The organism is Ramlibacter pallidus (assembly GCF_015070875.1).
Lineage (GTDB): Bacteria > Pseudomonadota > Gammaproteobacteria > Burkholderiales > Burkholderiaceae_C > Ramlibacter > Ramlibacter pallidus.
Window position 1 is genome coordinate 732492 of the sequence record NZ_JADDIV010000004.1, and the last position, 20470, is coordinate 752961.

A 20470-nucleotide genomic window follows, 5' to 3' on the forward strand; every position below is an offset into this window, starting at 1 on the left:
GTTTTTCTCCCTCTCCCTCTGGGAGAGGGCAGGGGTGAGGGCAGGCGGCGGTGAATCTCTCCCAGGCCATCGTTGCGGGCGATGAAACCGCCCAACGCCGCGCCATCGCCAAGGGCATCACGCTGCTGGAATCGACGCGCGCGGACCACCGCGCGCAGGCCGACGCCCTGCTCACCGAACTGCTGCCGCACGCCGGCCGGTCGTTCCGCCTGGGCATCTCGGGCGTGCCCGGCGTGGGCAAGAGCACCTTCATCGAGGCGCTGGGCCTCTTCCTGATCGCGCAGGGGCACCGCGTGGCGGTGCTGGCGATCGATCCCTCGTCGTCGGTATCCGGCGGGTCGATCCTCGGCGACAAGACGCGGATGGAGCACCTGTCGGTCCACCCGCAGGCCTATATCCGGCCCAGCCCGGCGAGCGGCACGCTGGGGGGCGTCGCAGCGAAGACGCGCGAGGCGATGCTGGTGTGCGAGGCGGCGGGCTACGACATCGTGATCGTGGAGACGGTGGGCGTCGGCCAGAGCGAGACCGCGGTCGCCGGCATGACGGACATGTTCGTGCTGCTGCAGCTGCCCAACGCCGGCGACGACCTGCAGGCGATCAAGAAGGGCGTGATGGAGCTGGCCGACCTGGTCGTCATCAACAAGGCGGACATCGACCCGGATGCGGCCATGCGGGCGCAGGCGCAGATCACCAGTGCCATGCGCATCCTGGGCCAGCACGGTCGCGCCGAGCATGCGCACCACGACGAGACGCTGTGGCATGCACAGGTGCTCCAGCTGAGCGCGCTGAAGGCCGAAGGGCTGGACCGCTTCTGGGCCGCGGTCAGCCGCTTTCGTCATCTCCAGGAAGCCGGCGGCCGGATCGCAGCGCGCCGGCGCCAGCAGTCCCTGGCATGGATGTGGGAGCGCATCGAAAGCGGGCTGAAGCAGGCGTTCCGGCAGCACCCGCAGGTGCAGGCCCTGCTGCCGCAGCTCACGCGCGAAGTGGAGAAGGGCGGCATCGCTGCCTCGACCGCCGCCCGCCAGTTGCTGGCGGCCATGCTGGAGCCGCGGCCATGAACCCGCAGGACGTGGAGCGGATCCGCGCCTCCGGCGGCTGGAAGCGCTTCCGCACGGAGGCGATGGAAACCTCGGAAGGCCCCGTGGTCGTGAAGGGGCAGCGCCGGCCGCGCACCGTGGTCGCGGCCTGGTTGCTGAACCTGGTGGCCCGCCTGGCGCGCTCTCCCGAAATGCGGCCGATCCCGGCGCCGGGCGGCGCGCAGGGCCAGGCCATCGAACTGCGGCGGCTGCAGGAACTCGCGGCTGCCGGCGTGCAGGTGCCGCGGGTGCTGCATGCCGACGCGGGCTTCTTCGTCATGGAACGCCTGCCGGGCCAGAGCCTCGGGGAGCGGCTGGCCGCCCAACCTGCCGACGCGCGTGCGCTGTGGGAGCAGGGGCTGCGGTTCCTGCGCGACGTGCATGCCCGCGGCCAGTACCTGAGCCAGGCCAGCGCCCGCAACCTGATCGTCACGCCCGAGGGCATCGCGGCCATCGATTTCGAGGACGACCCGCGCGAGGTGCTGCCGCTGGCCGCCGCGCAGGTGCGGGACTGGCTCCTCTACCTGCAATCGACGGTGTGGCTGCTGCCCGGCTCCGTCGACGAACTGCTGCCGCTGTGGGCCAGGCTCGCCCCCGCCGGGGCGGATGCGGCGGCGATGCTGGAGTCGGTGGAACGCATGGCATGGATGCGGCACCTGCCGCGCAAGCGCAAGCCCTGGGGCCGCGACATCGTCAGCGCGCAGGCGGCCGCGGCGCTGCTGCACGCCTGGGCGCGGCGCTGGCAGGGCCTTTGAGATTCAAGGAGAAGAAAGCATGCAAGACATCCTGGACCAGCTCGAGCGCAAGCGGGAAGCCGCGCGCCAGGGCGGCGGCGCCAAGCGCATCGAGGCGCAGCACCGCAAGGGCAAGCTGACCGCGCGCGAGCGGCTGGAACTGCTGCTCGACGAAGGCACCTTCGAGGAATGGGACATGTTCGTGGAGCACCGCTCGCACGACTTCGGGATGCAGGACACCAAGATCCCCGGCGACGGCGTGGTCACCGGCTACGGGATGATCAACGGCCGGCTGGTCTTCGTCTTCAGCCAGGACTTCACCGTCTTCGGCGGGGCTCTGTCGGAGGCGCACGCCGAGAAGATCTGCAAGGTGATGGACCAGGCGATGAAGGTGGGTGCGCCGGTGATCGGCCTGAACGACTCCGGCGGCGCGCGCATCCAGGAGGGCGTGGCGTCCCTCGGGGGGTACGCCGACGTGTTCCAGCGCAACGTGATGGCTTCGGGCGTGGTGCCGCAGATCAGCATGATCATGGGCCCCTGCGCCGGCGGCGCCGTGTACTCGCCCGCCATGACCGACTTCATCTTCATGGTGAAGGACAGCTCGTACATGTTCGTGACGGGTCCCGAGGTGGTGAAGACCGTGACGCACGAGGAGGTGACGGCGGAGGAACTGGGCGGCGCCACCACCCACACCACGCGCAGCGGCGTGGCCGACCTCGCGTTCGAGAACGACGTCGAGGCGCTGATCATGCTGCGCCGCCTGTACAACTACCTGCCGCTGAACAACCGGGAGAAGCCCCCCATCCGCCCGAGCAACGACCCGGCCGACCGGCTGGACTTCTCGCTCGACACGCTGGTGCCGGACAACCCCAACAAGCCCTACGACATGAAGGAGCTGATCACCAAGACGGTGGACGACGGCGACTTCTTCGAGCTGCAGCCGGAGAATGCGAAGAACATCGTGATCGGCTTCGCCCGCATGGAAGGGCAGACGGTGGGCATCGTCGCCAACAACCCGATGGTGCTGGCGGGCTGCCTGGACATCAGGAGCAGCATCAAGGCCGCGCGCTTCGTGCGGTTCTGCGATGCCTTCAACATCCCGGTGGTCACCTTCGTCGACGTCCCCGGCTTCCTCCCGGGCACGTCGCAGGAGTACGGCGGCATCATCAAGCACGGCGCCAAGCTGCTGTACGCGTACGCCGAGTGCACGGTGCCCAAGATCACCGTGATCACTCGCAAGGCCTACGGCGGCGCCTACGACGTGATGAGCTCCAAGCACCTGCGCGGCGACGTCAACTTCGCCTGGCCGAACGCCGAGATCGCCGTCATGGGCGCCAAGGGCGCCGTGGAGATCATCTTCCGCGAGGACAAGGGCGACCCGGCCAAGCTGGCGGCCCGCGAAGCCGAGTACAAGGCGCGCTTCGCCAACCCCTTCGTGGCCGGCGCCCGCGGCTTCATCGACGACGTGATCCTGCCGCACGAGACGCGCAAGCGCATCTGCCGCTCGCTGGTGATGCTGCGCGACAAGAAGCTCGAGAACCCGTGGCGCAAGCACGGGAACATTCCTCTCTGAGAAGGAAGCCCCATGGCCCTCACCCTCCATTACCACCCTTACTCCCGCGCGGCCGGCACGCTCTGGGCGCTGGAAGAAGCCGGCGTGCCCTATGAACTGCAGGTGGTCGACCTCCTGAAGGGGGCGCAGAAGCATCCCGACTACCTCGCGATCAACCCCATGGGCAAGATGCCGACGCTGGTCGACGACGGTGTCGTCGTGACCGAAGCCGCCGCGATCGCGCTGTACCTCGCCGACCGCTACGCCCCCGGACGGCTGGCGCCGGCACTGGACGACCCGCGGCGCGGCAGCTACTTGCGCTGGTCCTTCTTCACGCCGGGCGTCATCGAGCCCGCCGTGATGGCCAAGGCCTCGGGCTGGGAAGTGAAGGAGGTCTCGGCCGGCTGGGGCAGCTACGCCGCGATGATCGCGGCGGCCGAGAGCGCCATCGCCAAGGGGCCGTTCCTGCTCGGCGAGGAGTTCTCGATGGCGGACGTCGTCTTCGGCGGCATGCTGCGCTTCCTGATCGGCTTCCAGCAGATCGAGCCGCGTCCGCTGTTCACCGCCTATACCGAGCGGCTGGACCGCCGTCCCGCCTTCCAGCGCGCCGAGGCGCGCAACCAGGCGATGCGCAAGGAGCTGGGTCTCCAGTGACGCCAATGTCCATGTTCACCAAGATCCTGATCGCCAACCGGGGTGAGATCGCGTGCCGCGTGATCGCCACGGCGAAGAAGATGGGCATTGCCACCGTCGCCGTCTACTCCGACGCCGACCGCGATGCCCGCCACGTGCAGCTGGCCGACGAGGCCGTGCACATCGGCCCCGCGCCTTCGCGCGAGAGCTACCTGCAGGCCGACCGCATCATCGCGGCCTGCAAGCAGACCGGCGCGCAGGCGATCCATCCCGGTTACGGGTTCCTCTCGGAGAACGAGGCGTTCGCCAGGCGCGTCGAGGAAGAGGGGCTCGTCTTCATCGGCCCCAAGCACCATTCGATCGCGGCGATGGGCGACAAGATCGCGTCCAAGAAGCTGGCGAAGGAAGCCCGCGTCAACACCATTCCCGGCTGGAACGACGCCATCGATTCGGCGGAGCGCGCCGTGGAGATCTCCAAGGACATCGGCTACCCCGTCATGATCAAGGCGTCGGCCGGCGGCGGTGGCAAGGGCCTGCGCGTGGCCTACGACGACAAGGAAGCGTTCGAGGGCTTCAGCTCGTGCCGCAACGAGGCGCGCAACAGCTTCGGCGATGACCGCGTCTTCATCGAGAAGTTCGTCGAGGAGCCGCGCCACATCGAGATCCAGGTGCTGGGCGACGCGCACGGCAACGTGGTCTACCTCAACGAACGCGAGTGCTCCATCCAGCGCCGGCACCAAAAGGTGATCGAGGAAGCGCCGTCGCCCTTCATCAGCGACGCCACGCGCAAAGCCATGGGCGAACAGGCGGTGGCGCTGGCGAAGGCCGTGCAGTACCAGAGTGCCGGCACGGTGGAGTTCGTGGTCGGCAAGGACCAGTCGTTCTATTTCCTGGAGATGAACACCCGCCTGCAGGTGGAGCACCCGGTCACCGAGTGCATCACCGGCCTGGACCTGGTGGAACTGATGATCCGCGTGGCCGCCGGCGAGAAGCTGCCGTTCACGCAGGCCGAGGTGAAGCGCGAGGGTTGGGCGATCGAGTGCCGGATCAACGCGGAGGACCCGTTCCGCAGTTTCCTGCCGTCCACCGGACGGCTGGTGCGCTTCCAGCCGCCGAAGGCCAGCATGTGGGCGTCGGACACGGAACACCTGCACGGCGTGCGGGTCGACACCGGCGTGGGCGAGGGCGGCGAGATCCCCATGTACTACGACTCGATGATCGCCAAGCTGATCGTGCACGGCAGCGACCGCCGCGACGCGATCGCGAAGATGCGCGAGGCGCTCGACGGCTTCGTGATCCGGGGCATCTCCAGCAACGTGCCGTTCCAGGCCGCGTTGCTGGCGCACCCGAAGTTCGTGGCCGGCGACTTCAACACCGGCTTCATCGCGGAGCACTATGCCGGCGGCTTCCGGGCCGAGGACGTGCCGCATGACGATCCCGATTTCCTGGTGGCGCTCGCGGCCTGGGCCAACCGGCGCGCCCTCAAGCGCTCGGCGGGCATCAGCGGACAGCTGCGCGGCCACGAGTTCAAGGTCGGCGAGGACTTCGTGGTGGTGAAGCTGGATGCCGCCGGCCGGCACCAGTACCAACCCGCCACCGTGCGCGACACCGAGCCGGGCACCAGCGTGGTGGAAACCAACGGCCGCCGCTACACGCTCGCCAGCTCCTGGCACCTGGGCGGCGCCCGCATCCGCGGCACCGTCGACGGCCGGGCCTTCATGGCGCAGGTGGAGCGCGGCGTGGGCAAGAACCCGCTGGCGCTGCGCATCGCGCACCAGGGCACGCGGCTGGACGCGATGGTGCTCACCCCGCGCTCGGCCGAGCTCCATGCGCTGATGCCCTTCAAGGCGCCGCCGGACCTGAGCCGCTTCCTGCTGTCGCCGATGCCGGGCCTGCTGGTCGACGTCGCGGTGCAGCCGGGCCAGCGCGTGCAGGCCGGCGAGCGCATCGCCGTGATCGAGGCGATGAAGATGGAGAACGTGCTGTTCGCGGCGGCGGACGGCGTGGTCGGCAAGGTGCTGGCGGCCAGGGGCGAATCGCTCGCGGTGGACCAGCCGATCGTGGAGTTCGAGAAATGACCGCAGCCGTCCCGCGTCCCTTCAAGGTGCTGGGCATCCAGCAGATCGCCGTCGGCGGTCCCGACAAGCTGCGGCTGCACAAGCTCTGGGTCGACATGTTCGGCCTGGAAGTGACCGGCACCTACCGCAGCGACCGCGAGAACGTCGACGAGGACATCTGCGCGCTGGGCAGCGGGCCGCTGAAGGTCGAAGTGGACCTGATGCAGCCGCTGGACCCGGAGAAGAAGCCGGCGGTGCACACGACCCCGCTGAACCACGTCGGCCTGTGGGTGGACGACCTGCCGGGCGCCGTGGAATGGCTCACCGCGCAGGGTGTGCGCTTCGCGCCGGGCGGCATCCGCCGCGGCGCCGCCGGCTTTGACATCTGCTTCATCCACCCGAAGTCCAGCGACGACTTCCCGGTGGCGGGCGAGGGCGTGCTGATCGAGCTGGTGCAGGCGCCGCCGGAAGTGATCCGGGCCTTTTCCGCGCTGGCAACCACCGGCTGACGGCTGGGCGCCACAGGCGGCCCGCGTCAGGGCCGATCCCCTTCCGTGGCCGAGGCGGCGCGGGGGACAATGCCAGCCCAGCCATGGACAAAGCACCGCCCCAGCTCGTCGCGAGCGCCGCCGCCGGCCTGCCGGCGCAGGATGCCGTCCTGCGCTGCCAGGCCGCGGTGCTGGCGCGCCCGCGGCTGGAGGAAGCGGCCACCGCCCTCGCGGCCGAACTGGCGGAACTGCTGCACTGCCGGCGCGTGAGCGTGGGCCTGCTGGAGGGCGAGCGCATGCGCATCGCCGGCAGCTCGCAGGCCGGCGAGATCGATTCCCGGCACGCGGCGGCCGCGGCCCTGGGCGCCGCGATGCACGAGTCCATCGACCAACGCCTGAGCGTCGCCTGGCCCGCATTGCTGCCCCACCCGCCCGTCAGCCTGGCGCAGCGGCAGCTGGCTGGCGCCGGCCAGGCCTGCAGCGTACCGATCGTCTCCGGGACCGAAGTGGTGGGCGCGGTGACGCTGGAGCGCGATGCCCAGCCGCGCTTCCTGGCGACCGAGATCGCGCTCTGCGAGGACGTCTGCAGCTTCGCCGGGCCCGTGCTGGAACTCAAGCGCCTGAACGAGACGCCGTGGCACCGCCGCATGCGGGACCGCATTCGCGAGAACCTTGCGGCACCCGGTCGCCGCCGCATGGCGTGGGCGGGCGGGCTGCTGGCGCTGGCGATCGCGATGGCGGTGCCGCTGCCCTGGCGCGTGAGCGCGCCGGCGCGCCTCGAAGGCTCGGTGCAGCGCGCGGTGGTGGCCGCCGCCGACGGCTTCCTGCAGCAGACCCACGTGCGTCCGGGCGACCGCGTCACGGCGGGGCAGGTGCTGGCGCAGCTGTCCTCGCAGGATCTCGAACTGGAGCGCGCGCGCCGCGAAAGCGAACTGCGCCAGCACGAGAACGGCTATCGCGCCGCGCTCGCCCGCAACGACCGCACGCAGATGGTCATCAGCCAGTCGCGCGCGGCCGAGGCGCAGGCGCTGCTGACGCTGGCGGAGACGCAGCTGGAGCGCAGCCGGCTGGTCGCCCCGTTCGACGGCATCGTCATCAAGGGAGACCTGACGCAGAACCTGGGCGCGCCGGTGCAGAAGGGCGAGACGCTGATGCTGCTGGCGCCGAGCGACAGCTTCCGGCTGATCGTCGAAGTCGACGAGAGCGACGTCGGCGCGGTGCGCGCCGGGCAGAAGGGCCAGCTGGCTCTCGCGGCGCGCCCCGACGAGCCGTTGCGCTTCACCACGCGGCGCATCGTGCCGGTGGCAACGGCCGCCGACGGGCGCAACTACTTCGAAGTGGAGGCCACGCCCGAGGTGCAGCAGGCGGACTTGCGCCCGGGCCTGACCGGCGTCGCGAAGATCGAGGTGGGCCGCCGGTCGCTGGCCTGGCTGCTGTTCCACCGCGCGGTCGACTGGCTGCGGCTCGCGCTGTGGACCATCGCCCCATGACCCCACCGCTGGTCAGCGGCTCCTGGTACCGGGTCGCGCCGCTCAAGCCCAGCCTGGCCGGCGGCCTGCGCATCGTGCGCCAGCGCGTGCGCGACCAGCTCTGGCACGTGCTCGTGGAGCCCGGCTCCGGCCGGCAGGTGCGGCTGAACCCGGCGGCCTACGCTTTCGTCGGCCGCTGCGACGGCCAGGCCACGGTGGGGGCGCTGTGGGACCGCCTGCTGGCGCAAGGCGGCGACGATGCACCTACGCAGGACGACATCCTGCGCCTGCTCGCGCAGCTGTTCCGCGCCGGCATGCTGCAGTTCGACGCCGCACCGCACCTGTCGCTGCTGTTCGCGCGCCGCGGCGAAGACCAGGACCGCCGGCGCCGCGCCTTCGTCAACCCGCTGGTGCTGCGCACGCGCCTGTTCGATCCCACGCGCCTGCTGGACCGCCTCGCGCCGATCGCATCCGCGCTGTGGCGCTGGCCGGTGTTCCTGCTGTGGCTGCTCGCCGTCGGCATGGGCCTGCTGGCGGCGGCGAGCGAGTACCCGGCGCTGCGGGCCGACGCGCTCCGCCTGCTCGCCACGCCGTCGAGCTATGCGCTCGCCTGGCTGGCGTACCCGCTGGTGAAGGCGCTGCACGAGCTGGGCCACGGGATGGCGGTGCGCCGCTTCGGCGGCGAGGTGCGCGAGTTCGGCGTCTCGCTGCTCCTGCTGACGCCGGCGCCGTACGTGGATGCGAGCGCGGCCAATGCCTTCGCCACGGCACGCCGGCGCGCCGCGGTGAGCGCCGCCGGCATCATGGTCGAACTGGCCCTCGCGGCCCTCGCCATGGCCGCATGGCTCGCGTTCAGCCCCGGGCTCCTGCGCGACTTCGCACTGGTCGTGGTGCTGATCTGCTCGGTGTCCACGGTGCTGTTCAACGCCAACCCCCTGCTGCGGCTGGACGGCTACCACCTGCTCTGCGACCTGCTGCAGCTGCCGAATCTGGCCACGCGCAGCCAGGCGTGGTGGGGCGCGCAGTGGCGCCGGCTGGTGGCCGGCGAAGAGGCTTTGCCGGCGAGCGCGATCGCGGCCGGCGAAACCAAGTGGCTGGCGTTCTACGCGCCTGCCTCCTGGCTCTATCGCGCCGGCCTCCTGGTGGCGCTGGTGTTCTGGGTCGGGCACCAATCCTGGCTGCTGGGATGGCTGGTCGCCCTGGGCCTGGCGGGATGGCTGGCCACCACGGCCGTGCGGGGCCTGCTGCGCAGCGCGGCCCAGGCGCCGGACCTGCCGGCACGCCGGCGGGCGCTGGGCACCGCGGCAGTCCTTGCTGCCGGCGTGCTGGTCCTCCTCTTCGTTGTGCCGGCGCCTTCCAGCGTGGTGGCGCGCGGCGTCGTCTGGCCACCCGAGCGCGCACTCCTGCGGCCCCAGGCCGCCGGCTTCGTCGAGTCCGCGGTGGTGCGGGACGGCACCCCCGTGCAGGCGGGCGACGTGGTGGTGAAGATGCTCGACCCGGTGCTGCTCGCGCAGCATGAGAAGGCCCTCGGCGAGCGCACCGGCCTCATGGCGCAGCAATACCAGGCGCTGCTGCACGACCCCGCCCGGGCCGGCGACATCAACGAACAGATCGCGCGCAACGAAGCGGAGCGCCAGCGGGCCGAACAGCAGCTCGCCGACCTCGACGTCCGTGCGCACAGCGCCGGCCGTGCGGTCCTGCCGCGGGAACAGGACCTCGCCGGCAGCTATGCCGCGCGCGGCGCGATGCTGGGTTACGTGCTGGGACCGGAGGCGGCGCAGGTGCGCGCCGTGTTGCGCGACGAAGACCTGCTGCGCGTGCGCGGCCACCTCCAGGGCATCGAGGTGCGGCTGGCCGGGCAGCCCGGCCGGGTGCACACCGGCAACCTGCGCAACGAGACCCCGGCGGCCACGCGCGAGCTGCCGAGCGCGGCGCTCGGCGACCGGCACGGCGGCCCGGTGGCCGTCGACCCGGCGGACACCACGGGCGTGCGCACGCAACTGCCCGTGTTCCTGGTCGACGTGGACGTGCCCGGCCTGCCCGTGGACCACATCGGTGGCCGGGCCTGGGTCAAGCTGGAGCTCGCGAGCGAGCCGCTGGGACTGCAGGTGCTGCGCGTGCTGCGGCAGTTGCTGGTGCGCCAGTTCAGTCCCACCGGCCAGGCATGAACCGGCGCGGACCGGCCGCCCGGTGGCCTGCGCCCGGCGTGGTGTGGGGCAGCCATCCCGAGCGCGTGCCGACGGCGCGCAACCACCGGCGCGCGCTCTCCACCGGCACCTCCGCGCTGCGGCGTTTCGCCGATGACGTGGCCGCGGCCCCGCTCGTGGCGCAAGAGGATTTCGCGCGCGCGCTGCAGGCCGTGCGGGATCAGCCGGCCGGTGGCGAGGACTGGCTGCGGCAGGCGGTGCTGCTGGCCGCCAGCGCCCTGGCGCTGGCCGGTGGCCACCCGCCGCACCGCCAGCAGCTGCTGGCCGCGCGCGTGCTGCTGGACGACCGGCTGGCCGAGATGGCAACCGGGGAGGGCAAGACCGCGGCGATCGCGATCGCCGCGGCCGTGGCGGCGCTCGCGCGGACGCCCGTCCACGTGGTCACGGCCAACGACTACCTGGCCCAGCGCGATGCCGCACGCCTGCGGCCGTTCTACGAACGGCTGGGCCTGCGCGTGGACTGCGTGGTGCAGCCGATGGACGCCCAGCGGCGGCGCGAGGCGTACGGCGCCGACGTCACGTACTGCACCGCGAAGGAGCTGGCGTTCGACCACCTGCGCGACGGAAGCTTGCGCGCGGCGGACCTGTCGCCGCTGGAGCAGCGCGCGCTGCGCCTGTCCGGGGCCGGCGCACCGCCCGCGCCGGTGCTGCGCGGGCTCTGCATGGCGATCCTGGACGAGGCCGACACCGTGCTCATCGACGAGGCAAGGGTTCCCCTGGTGCTGGCGCAGGCGGAGGGTTCGGCGGGAGAAGCCGCCTTCTACCGGGACGCGCTGGCCGCGGCGCGGCGGCTGGCGCAGGACGACGATTTCGGGCGCCGCGCCGACGGCCGCAGCTTCGCGCTGACGGCCTCGGGCCGCGCGAAGCTTGCCGCCTGGCCTCCCGCGGACCACCCCCTGCTGGGACACCGCGCCCACCGCGAAGCAGCGGTGGAAATGGCCCTGGTGGCGCTGCACGTGCTGCGGCGGGACCATGACTACGTCGTGCGCGACGGCGAAGTGATGCTGGTCGACGAGACGACGGGCCGCGCCGCCGCCGGCCGCGCCTGGGCGTCGGGGCTGCACCAGCTGGTGGAGTGGAAGGAGGGAGTGGCTCCGTCGCAACGCAACGCCACGCGCAGCCAGACGACGTTCCAGCGCTTCTTCCCGCGCTACCTGCGACTGTCGGGCGCCAGCGGAACGCTTGCCGAAGCGAGGGGTGAGCTGCGGCAGGTCTACGGCCTGGAAGTCTTCGTCGTGCCGCGCCGCGCCCCATGGCAGGTGTCGGAGCGGCCCGTGCACCTGTTCGAGGACAGCACGCGCCTGTGGCAGGCCGTCGTCGAAGAGGCACGGACCGAATCCGCCAGGGGGCGGGCGGTGCTGGTGGGCACCGAGACCGTGGCGCAGTCCGAGGCGCTGTCCCGGCTCCTCCACGGGGCCGGATTGCCGCACCGCGTGCTGAACGCACGGCAGGACCGGGAGGAGAGCGAGCTGGTGGCCCAGGCCGGCCAGCCGGGCTGCATCACCGTGGCCACCAGCATGGCGGGACGCGGAACCGACATTCCCGTGGCACCCGACGTGCTGGCGCAGGGCGGCCTGCACGTCATCCTCTGCCAGCTGAACGCTTCGGCGCGCATCGACCGGCAATTCCTGGGGCGGGCGGGTCGCCAGGGCCAGCCCGGGTCCGTCCACCGCATGGTGGCCGCCGACTTCCCCTTGCTGCAGCGATGGTGGCCATCCTGGTGGCTGCGCTGGCGTGCCCGGTCCGCCCCGGGTTCGGCGGGGACAAAGATCACGCTTTCGCTGGCGCAGAGGCGAGAGTCCTTTACCCTTCGTTACCAGCGTGTGAAACTCAGCCTTGTGGCGGAGTCGCAAGCACGCGAACTCACGTTCAGCCGGCAGGTGCAGCAATGAAAAAGTACGGACGTTGGGTCCTGGCGGGATCCTTCCTCGGCCCGGCCGCGGTGGCCGCCCAGGCGCTGGGCTGCCTGATCGAGCCGTTCCGCGTCTCCGACGTGGGCAGTCCCGTGATCGGCGTGATCGGCTCCACCCTCGTGGAACGGGGCGACCGCGTGGCGGCGGGCCAGGTCCTGGCCACCCTGCGGTCCGAGGTCGAGCGCCAGTCGGTGGCGGTGGCTTCGAGCAAGGCGCAGGCCGTGGGCGAGCTCAAGGCGGCGGAAGCCAATGCCGAACTCGCGCGCCAGAAGCTCGCGCGCGCCGCCGACCTGGCGAACCAGCAATTCATCTCCAGCCAGGCGCTGGAACAGGCGCGGGCCGAGGCGATGGTGGCCGAGAACCGGCTGGCGCAGGCACGCGAGCAGCGCAACGTCTTCGCCCGCGAACACGAGCTCGCGCAGGCGCAGCTGGGCCTGCGCACCATCCGCAGCCCGATCAGCGGCGTGGTGGTCGAACGCTACCTGTCCACGGGGGAGCGCGTCGAGGAGAAGCCGATCTACCGCATCGCCGTGGTCGACCCGTTGCGGGTGGAAGTGGTGCTGCCCTCGGCCATGTACCCCAGCATCCGCAAGGGCATGCAGCTGGCCGTGACGCCCGACTTCCCCTCGGCGCAGCCCCGCATGGCCACCGTGACCCTGGTCGACCGGCTGATCGACGGCGCCAGCAACACCTTCCGCGTGCGCATGGAACTGCCGAATGCGGACCACGCACTGCCCGCCGGCCTGCGCTGCAAGGCGGACCTGGGCTTGCCGGCCCCGGCCGGCCGCCCGGCCGCGCCGCGCCCGGCATCGGCCACGCCCGCCAGCACGGTGCCCGCGAAGGGGGAACCGGCCCTGCGGCTGCAGATGGACCCCACGCTGGTCCGTCCCGCCCGTCCGCGGGCCTGAGCGGAGCAGGCCGCATGCGCTGGCTCTCCCGCTTTCGCCGCAGGGTGCCCGCACGCGCGCGGCCCGTGGCGGAGGCCATGGAGCCGCGGCTGCTGTATTCGGCGGACCTCACGGGCGGGCTGATGCTCGGCGCGGACGCGGCACCGGCGCCCGACATCCGTACGCTGTCGGAAGGCGGCGAGTACGCCACGGCCGGCGTCATCACCGCGCCGTCCGCCGCGACGGTCTCCGCCTCTCCGGCCACGGCCTCGACCTTCGCCGCCACCTACGCGGCGCTGCCCATGAGTTTCGAGGCCAACCAGGGCCAGGCGCCGGCGGGCATCGATTTCGTGGCGCATGGCGGCGGCTACGGCATCGCGCTCCATGGCGGCAACGCCTCCCTGACCCTCGCGACCGAGGCCGGGCAACGCACCGTGCAACTGGACCTCGTGGGTGCACGCGAGGACGTGCAGGGCGAAGGCGAGGGGCTGCTCGCCACGCGGAGCAACGTCATCGTCGGCAGCGATGCGTCGAAGTGGGCCACCGGCCTGGCCAACCACGGGGCCGTCGTCTACCGCGGCGTGTACGAAGGCGTCGACGTGCGCTACTACGGCAACCAGCGCCAGCTGGAATACGACTTCATCGTCGCCGCCGCGGCGGATGCCGGCCAGATCCGCCTGCGGTTCGAAGGCGTCGACGGCGCGAGCATCGCCGCCGACGGCGACCTGGTGCTGGCGGTGGCGGGCACCGACACCGCGCTGCGCTTCCAGGCACCCGTGAGCTACCAGCGGGCCGCGGACGGCGGCCTGGAGGCCGTGGCGAGCCGGTACGAGGTGGCGGCGGACGGCAGCGTCGGCTTCGTCCTCGGCGCCTACGACCGCAGCCGCGAGCTCGTGATCGATCCGGTGCTGGACTACGCCAGCTACTTCGGCGGCAGCTCCAACGACACCGCAACCGACGTGGCGGTCGGCGCCGACGGGTTCGTCTACATCACGGGCCGGACCACGAGCGGCAGCTTCCCGGCCGGCCCGAATCCCGACGCGAACGAGTTGCCGGGGAATGGGCCGCGCGGCGACGGCGACGTGTTCGTGGCGAAGTTCTCGAGCGACCTGTCGCAGATGATCTGGTCCACGCGCATCGGCGGGACCGGGGACGAGCGTGCGAACGCGATCGCCGTGGATGCGAACGGCAACGTGGCGGTGACCGGCTGGACCCGGTCGGCGAACTTCCCTACCGCGGCCGCTGCCGACGGCGACCTCGCCGACCCACTGCTGTCGACCGCCCAGGACGCTTTCGTTCTGAAACTGAACCCGACCGGCGGACTGGTCTTCAGCACTTATTTCGGGGGCAACGGCACGGCGGACGCCGGGAGCGCGGTGGCCTTCGACGCGGCGGGCAACGTCTACGCGGCCGGCACCGCCGCGTCCGCCGGGCTCGGCCTTCCGGTCCTGTCCGGACTCCTCACCGGCTCCGACAATGCCTTCGTCACCAAGTACACATCGAGCGGTGCGCAGGTCTACACGAGCCTGATCGGAGGAACGGGCGACGATGGTGCATCGGGACTGGCCGTCACCGCGGCGGGTGAGGCGTACGTCGTGGGCGACACGGGCTCCAGCGCATTGGCGCTGAACGCCGACACCGTGACCATCACGGGCCACGACAACGTCCAGAACGGCAGCGCCGACGGCTTCCTCGTCCGGCTGGACGGCAGCGGGAACCACGTCTACTCGACCTTCATCGGCGGCTCCGACCACGACACGGCCACCGCCGTGGCCATCGACGGCAGCGGCACCGCTTACGTGGTGGGCGACACGAAGTACCGCAATTCCGGCAACCTCGCCACGACGGCCGGCGCATACCAGGTCACTTCGAACGCCAACAACAACGACACGATCGGCTACCTGCGTGCGTATGACACCGACGTCGCGGGCGTGGGCAACGGGTTGCTGTATTCCACCCTGGTCGGTGACAAGAACGGCGACCGCATCGCGGACGTGGCGTACGGGCGCGGCCGGGTGGTGCTGGTCGGCCAGACCAACGACAGCAACTTCCCCACCACGCCGGACGCGCACGAGGGCAACCACCAGAGCCGCAACCTGTTCGTGATGATGCTGCGGCCCGCCGGGAACGGGAGCGCCGACCTGGAGTACGGCACCTTCTACGGCAAGGAGGTCACGCCCGGCGGGATCGCGGTGCACGGACGCTCGGTGTACGTGGTGGGCAGCACGATCGAAGCCGGGTTCAGCGAGGGCGCGCCTTACGACGCGGCGCCGGCCGGGGTGGACGGCCTCGTCGCGGGCTTCACCAACATGCTGCCCAATGCGGCGCCCACCGCCGTCGACGACACGCGCACCATTGCCGAGGGCCAGCAGGCGACGTTCCCGCCGAACGGCAACAACTCGCTGCTCGACAACGATTCCGACCCGGACGGCGACGCGCTGGAGATCGTCGCGGTCACGCCGGGTGTCGGTGGAACCGTTTCGCTCAATGCGGGCGGCGCGGTCCAGTTCACGCCGACACCGGGCTTCCACGGCACCGCGACCTTCACGTACACCGTGAGCGACGGTTCCACCACTTCGACCGGCACCGTGACGATCACGGTCACCCCGGTGAACGTGCCGCCGGTGGTGTCGGGGCCGGTGACCCTGCCGGCGACACCGGAAGACACCGCGGTCGTCATCACGACGGCGCAGTTGCTCGCGACGACGACCGACGCCGACCTGCCGGCGGACACGCTGACCATCGTGAACCTGGCGACCGCCAGCGGCGGCACCCTCGTGGACAACCAGGACGGCACGTGGACGTATACGCCGCCGGCGGACTTCAGCGGGACGGTCTCCTTCACCTACCAGGTGAGCGACGGCCTGGCGCTGTCGGCGGCCGGCGCGACCCTGCAGGTCGATGCCCGCAACGATGCACCCGTCGTCACGTCGGCGCAGCTGACCGTCGGTGAAGGCGGGACGGTGCCGGTCAGCGCCGCGCACTTCGGGGTCACCGACCCGGACAACACCAGCTTCACGTACACGGTGTCCGGCGTGACCCACGGGAGCTTCCAGGTGTTCGATGGCACCACCTGGAACGCCGCCTCGACCTTCACGTCCGGGCAGCTGGCGGCCAACCAGGTGCGGTTCGTGCACGATGGCGGCGAAACGGCGCCGGCCTTCGCGCTCACGGTGAACGACGGCACCGTCGACAGCAACACGCTGGCGGGGACCGTGACCTTCACGCCGGCCAACGACGCGCCGGTGCTCACCTCGGCGCAGCTGGCCGTGGCCGAGGGCGGCACGGTGCCCGTGACGCTCGCCGACTTCGGCGTCACCGACCCGGACGACACCAGCTTCACGTTCATGGTGTCCGGCGTGACCCACGGCAGCTTCCAGGTGTTCGATGGCACCACCTGGAACGTCGCGTCCGCCTTCACCACCGCGCAGCTGGCCGCGGCCCAGGTGCGGTTCGTGCATGACGGGGGGGAGGCGGCGCCGGCCTTCTCTGTCACCGTGCACGACGGCTCCGTCGCCGGCAACACGCTGGCGGGCGCCGTGAGCTTCACGCCCGTCGACGACGCGCCGGTGCTCACGTCGGCGCAGCTGGCGGCCACGGAAGGCGGCACGGTCGTCCTGGCGCAGGCCGACTTCGGCGTCTCCGACCCGGACAGCACGAGCTTCACGTATGCGGTGTCGGCCGTCACCGGCGGCAGCTTCCAGGTCTTCGACGGCAGCGACTGGAATGGCGCCACCACCTTCACCACCGCGCAGCTCGCCGCCGGCCAGGTGCGCTTCGTCCACGATGGCGGCGAAGCCGCGCCCGCCTTCGATGTGACCGTGAGCGATGGCCTTGCGACCGGCAACACCCTGGCGGCCACGGTGACGTTCACGCGCATCAACGACGAGCCGACCGCTTTCCCCGTGGCCCTGGCGCCGCTCGCCGAGGACGGGACACGCGTGATCACGCAAGCCGATCTGCTGGCCGGCGCGAGTGACGTCGACGGCGACGGTCTGACGGCCACCAACCTGGTCGCCAGCAGCGGCACGCTGACCGATAACGGCGACGGCACCTGGACGTTCACGCCGGCAGGGGATGACGACAGCGCCGTCACGTTCACGTATGCCATCAGCGACGGCACGGCGAGCGTCGCCGGGACCGCCAGCATGGACCTCACGCCAGTGAACGACGCCCCGACCGCTTCGCCCGTGACCCTGTCACCGCTTGCCGAAGACGGCACGCGCGTGATCACGCAAGCCGACCTGCTGGCCGGAGCCGGCGACGTGGAAGGCGATGTGCTGGCCGCCACGAACCTGGTCGCCAGCAGCGGCACGCTGGTGGACAACGGCGACGGCACGTGGACCTTCACGCCGGCGGCGGACGACGACACCGCCGTCACGTTCACGTACGACATCAGCGACGGCACGGCCACGGTTGCCGGAACGGCCAGCCTCGACTTGACGCCCGTGAACGACGCTCCGACCGCTTCGCCTGTGGTCCTGGCGCCACTTGCCGAGGACGGGACACGCGTCATCACGCAAGCCGACTTGCTGACAGGCGCGAGCGACATCGACGGCGATCCGCTGACGGCGGTGAACCTGGTCGCGAGCAGCGGCGCGCTGACCGACAACGGGGACGGCACGTGGACTTTCACGCCGGCGACGGACGACGACACCGCGGTCACGTTCACGTACGGCATCAACGACGGCGCGGCCACGATTGCCGGAACGGCCAGCCTCGACCTAACGCCCGTCAACGACGCACCGACCGCTTCGCCGGTGGTCCTGGCGCCACTTGCCGAAGATGGCACGCGGCTGATCACGCAGGCCGATCTCCTCGCCGCGGCGAGCGACGTCGACGGCGATCCGCTGACGGCCGCGAACCTGGTCGCCAGCAGCGGCACGCTGGTGGACAACGGCAATGGCACGTGGACCTTCACGCCGGCGGCGGACGACGACACCGCCGTCACGTTCACGTACGACATCAGCGACGGCACGGCCACGGTTGCCGGATCGGTCAGCCTCGACCTGACGCCCGTGAACGACGCTCCGACCGCCTCCCCCGTGGTGGTGGCGCCGCTTGCCGAGGACGGGACACGCGTGATCACGCAAGCCGACCTGCTGGCGGGCGCGAGCGACGTCGACGGCGACGGTCTGACGGCCACCAACCTGGTCGCGAGCAGCGGCACGCTGACCGATAACGGCGACGGCACCTGGACGTTCACGCCGGCAGGGGATGACGACAGCGTCGTCACGTTCACGTATGCCATCAGCGACGGCACGACCAGCGTCGTCGGGACCGCCAGCCTGGACCTCACGCCGGTGAACGACGCCCCCACGGTCTCGCCGGTGGTCCTGTCGCCGCTCGCCGAGGACGGCACGCGCGTGATCACGCAGGCAGACCTGCTGGCCGGAGCCGGCGACGTGGAAGGCGATGTGCTGGCCGCCACGAACCTGGTCGCCAGCAGCGGCACGCTGGTGGACAACGGCAATGGCACGTGGACCTTCACGCCGGCCGCGGACGACGACACGGACGTCACGTTCACGTTCGAAATCAGCGACGGCACGGCCACGGTTGCCGGAACGGCCAGCCTCGACCTGACGCCCGTCAACGACGCACCGACCGCTTTCCCCGTGGTCCTGGCGCCGCTTGCCGAGGACGGAACACGCGTCATCACGCAGGCCGACCTGCTGGCCGGCTCCACCGACGTCGACGGCGATGCGCTGACCGCGACGAATCTGGTCGCCAGCAGCGGCACGCTGACGGACAATGGCGACGGCACGTGGACTTTCACGCCGGCGACGGACGACGACACCGCGGTCACGTTCACGTACGACATCAGCGACGGCGCCATCACGGTCGCGGGGACGGCGAGCATCGATCTCGCACCGGTCAACGATGCACCTGCCACTTCGAACGTGGACCTGGGCGTCCTCGCGGAGGACGGCACCCGCCTGATCACCGAGGCGGAGCTGCTCGCGCAGGCCAGCGACGCCGACGGCGGGACGCTCGTCGTGAGCAACCTCGCCGCCAGCAGCGGAACGCTCACGGATCTTGGCGGCGGGCTCTGGAGCTACCTGCCCGCGGCCGACGACGACACGGCCGTCACCTTCACGTACCTGATCGGCGACGGGGCGGCCACGATCCTCGGCACGGCCAGCCTGGAACTGGATCCCGTCAACGATGCACCCACGACGGCGCCCGTCGTCCTGGCGCCTCTCGCGGAAGACGGCAGCCGCCTGATCACGCAGGCGGACCTGCTGGGCAACGCCGCCGACGCGGAAGGGGCTCCCCTCACGGCCTCGACCCTGGCGTCCAGCAGCGGCACCCTCGTGGACAACGGCGACGGGACCTGGACCTTCACGGCGGCGGCCGACGACGACGGCGCGGTGACCTTCACCTACACCGTCACCGACGGCGCCGCGACCACCGCCGGCTCGGCGACGCTGGACCTTCTGCCCGTGAACGACGCGCCCGTGGCGCAGGCAGACACCCGCGCAACCCCGGAGGACGCGCCGCTGGTCCTCGGCGACCTGGCCGGCAACGACACCGACGTGGACGGCGGCACCCTCGCGATCGCCAACGTCACCAGCGGGCCCGGTGGCACGGCGGTGCTCCACGCCGACGGCACGGTCACGTTCACGCCGGACCCGGAGTTCCACGGCACCGCCACCTTCACCTACACGGTCACCGATGGCAACGCCGTTTCCGCGCCCGTCACGGTGACCGTCCACGTCGCCGCGGTGGACGACACGCCGACCGCGCGGGACGACGTCCTGGACGCGACCGAGGACACCGGCATCACCCACACCGCGGCCCAGTTGCTGGGCAACGATGGCGATCCCGACAGCGCCACGCTGTCCATCGCGTCCGTCGCGGCCGTGAGCGGCGGCACGGTGACGCTCAACGCGGACGGCACCGTCACCTTCCGGCCGGACGCGGACTTCCACGGCAACGCCGCCTTCCAGTACACGGTGACCGACGGCAACTCCACCAGCGTGGCCGCCACGGCAACGGTCCGGGTCGCTTCGGTCAACGACGCACCGGTGATCGCAAGTGGCGGCGGTGGGGCGACAGCCAGCGCCGCGATCGGCGAAGGCGCGGTGCAGGTCGGGGTCGTCGCCGCGACCGACGTCGACGGCACCACGCCGTCCCTCGTGTACAGCATCGTCGGCGGCGCCGATGCGAGCCTCTTCACGATCGATCCGGCCACCGGCGCGCTGGCGTTCGTCCAGGCGCCGGACTTCGAGAATGCCGCCGACGGCGGCCGCGACAACATCTACGAGGTGATCGTCGAGGCCAGCGATGGGGCGCTGCAAGATCGGCAGCTCCTTTCCGTCGCCGTCTACGACGAACCGGAAGCGCCACCTCCCGCGCCGCCGCCGCCCGCGCCGGCCCCCGCGCCGACCGCCGAAGCGCCCGCGCCCGGTCCTGCACCCGCGCCGGCACCGGCGGCCGCGCCCGCGGCCCCC

At 71.4% G+C, this 20470-nt stretch carries 11 protein-coding genes; all 11 read left to right on the plus strand.

Annotated elements, in window-relative coordinates; all coding sequences use genetic code 11:
• Positions 1–50 precede the first annotated feature (50 nt).
• Positions 51–1058 carry a methylmalonyl Co-A mutase-associated GTPase MeaB gene (gene meaB, locus IM787_RS16930; RefSeq protein ID WP_193677842.1) on the plus strand — a complete coding sequence of 336 codons (1008 nt, stop codon included), beginning with the start codon at positions 51–53 and terminating at the stop codon, positions 1056–1058.
• Positions 1055–1831 (plus strand): BUD32 family EKC/KEOPS complex subunit, encoded by a 777-nt coding sequence (locus IM787_RS16935; RefSeq protein ID WP_193677843.1) that lies wholly within the window; start codon positions 1055–1057, stop codon positions 1829–1831. Before meaB ends, IM787_RS16935 begins: the two co-directional genes overlap by 4 nt.
• A 19-nt stretch (positions 1832–1850) precedes the next feature.
• A complete protein-coding gene (locus IM787_RS16940; protein WP_193677844.1) occupies positions 1851–3383 on the plus strand; it encodes an acyl-CoA carboxylase subunit beta in 1533 nt (510 codons plus the stop codon).
• Positions 3384–3395: 12 nt separating this feature from the next.
• Positions 3396–4016, plus strand: a complete 621-nt coding sequence (locus IM787_RS16945; protein WP_193677845.1) for a glutathione S-transferase family protein — start codon at positions 3396–3398, stop codon at positions 4014–4016.
• A gap of 11 nt (positions 4017–4027) precedes the next feature.
• Positions 4028–6073, plus strand: coding sequence for an acetyl-CoA carboxylase biotin carboxylase subunit (locus tag IM787_RS16950; RefSeq protein ID WP_193677846.1), 2046 nt, complete (start codon positions 4028–4030; stop codon positions 6071–6073).
• Positions 6070–6561 (plus strand): VOC family protein, encoded by a 492-nt coding sequence (locus IM787_RS16955; RefSeq protein WP_193677847.1) that lies wholly within the window; start codon positions 6070–6072, stop codon positions 6559–6561. Before IM787_RS16950 ends, IM787_RS16955 begins: the two co-directional genes overlap by 4 nt.
• Before the next feature lie 83 nt (positions 6562–6644).
• Positions 6645–8030 (plus strand): efflux RND transporter periplasmic adaptor subunit, encoded by a 1386-nt coding sequence (locus IM787_RS16960; protein WP_193677848.1) that lies wholly within the window; start codon positions 6645–6647, stop codon positions 8028–8030.
• Positions 8027–10177: a PqqD family peptide modification chaperone gene (locus IM787_RS16965; protein ID WP_193677849.1), complete on the plus strand. Its 2151-nt coding sequence runs from the start codon at positions 8027–8029 to the stop codon at positions 10175–10177. Before IM787_RS16960 ends, IM787_RS16965 begins: the two co-directional genes overlap by 4 nt.
• On the plus strand, positions 10174–12108 hold the full coding sequence (locus IM787_RS16970) for a preprotein translocase subunit SecA (RefSeq protein ID WP_193677850.1): 1935 nt from the start codon (positions 10174–10176) through the stop codon (positions 12106–12108). Before IM787_RS16965 ends, IM787_RS16970 begins: the two co-directional genes overlap by 4 nt.
• Entirely contained in the window at positions 12105–13037 is a 933-nt protein-coding gene (locus IM787_RS16975) for an efflux RND transporter periplasmic adaptor subunit (protein ID WP_193677851.1), read from the plus strand. Before IM787_RS16970 ends, IM787_RS16975 begins: the two co-directional genes overlap by 4 nt.
• Before the next feature lie 14 nt (positions 13038–13051).
• The coding region (locus tag IM787_RS16980) for a cadherin-like domain-containing protein (RefSeq protein WP_193677852.1) at positions 13052–20470 on the plus strand (7419 nt) is incomplete at its 3' end.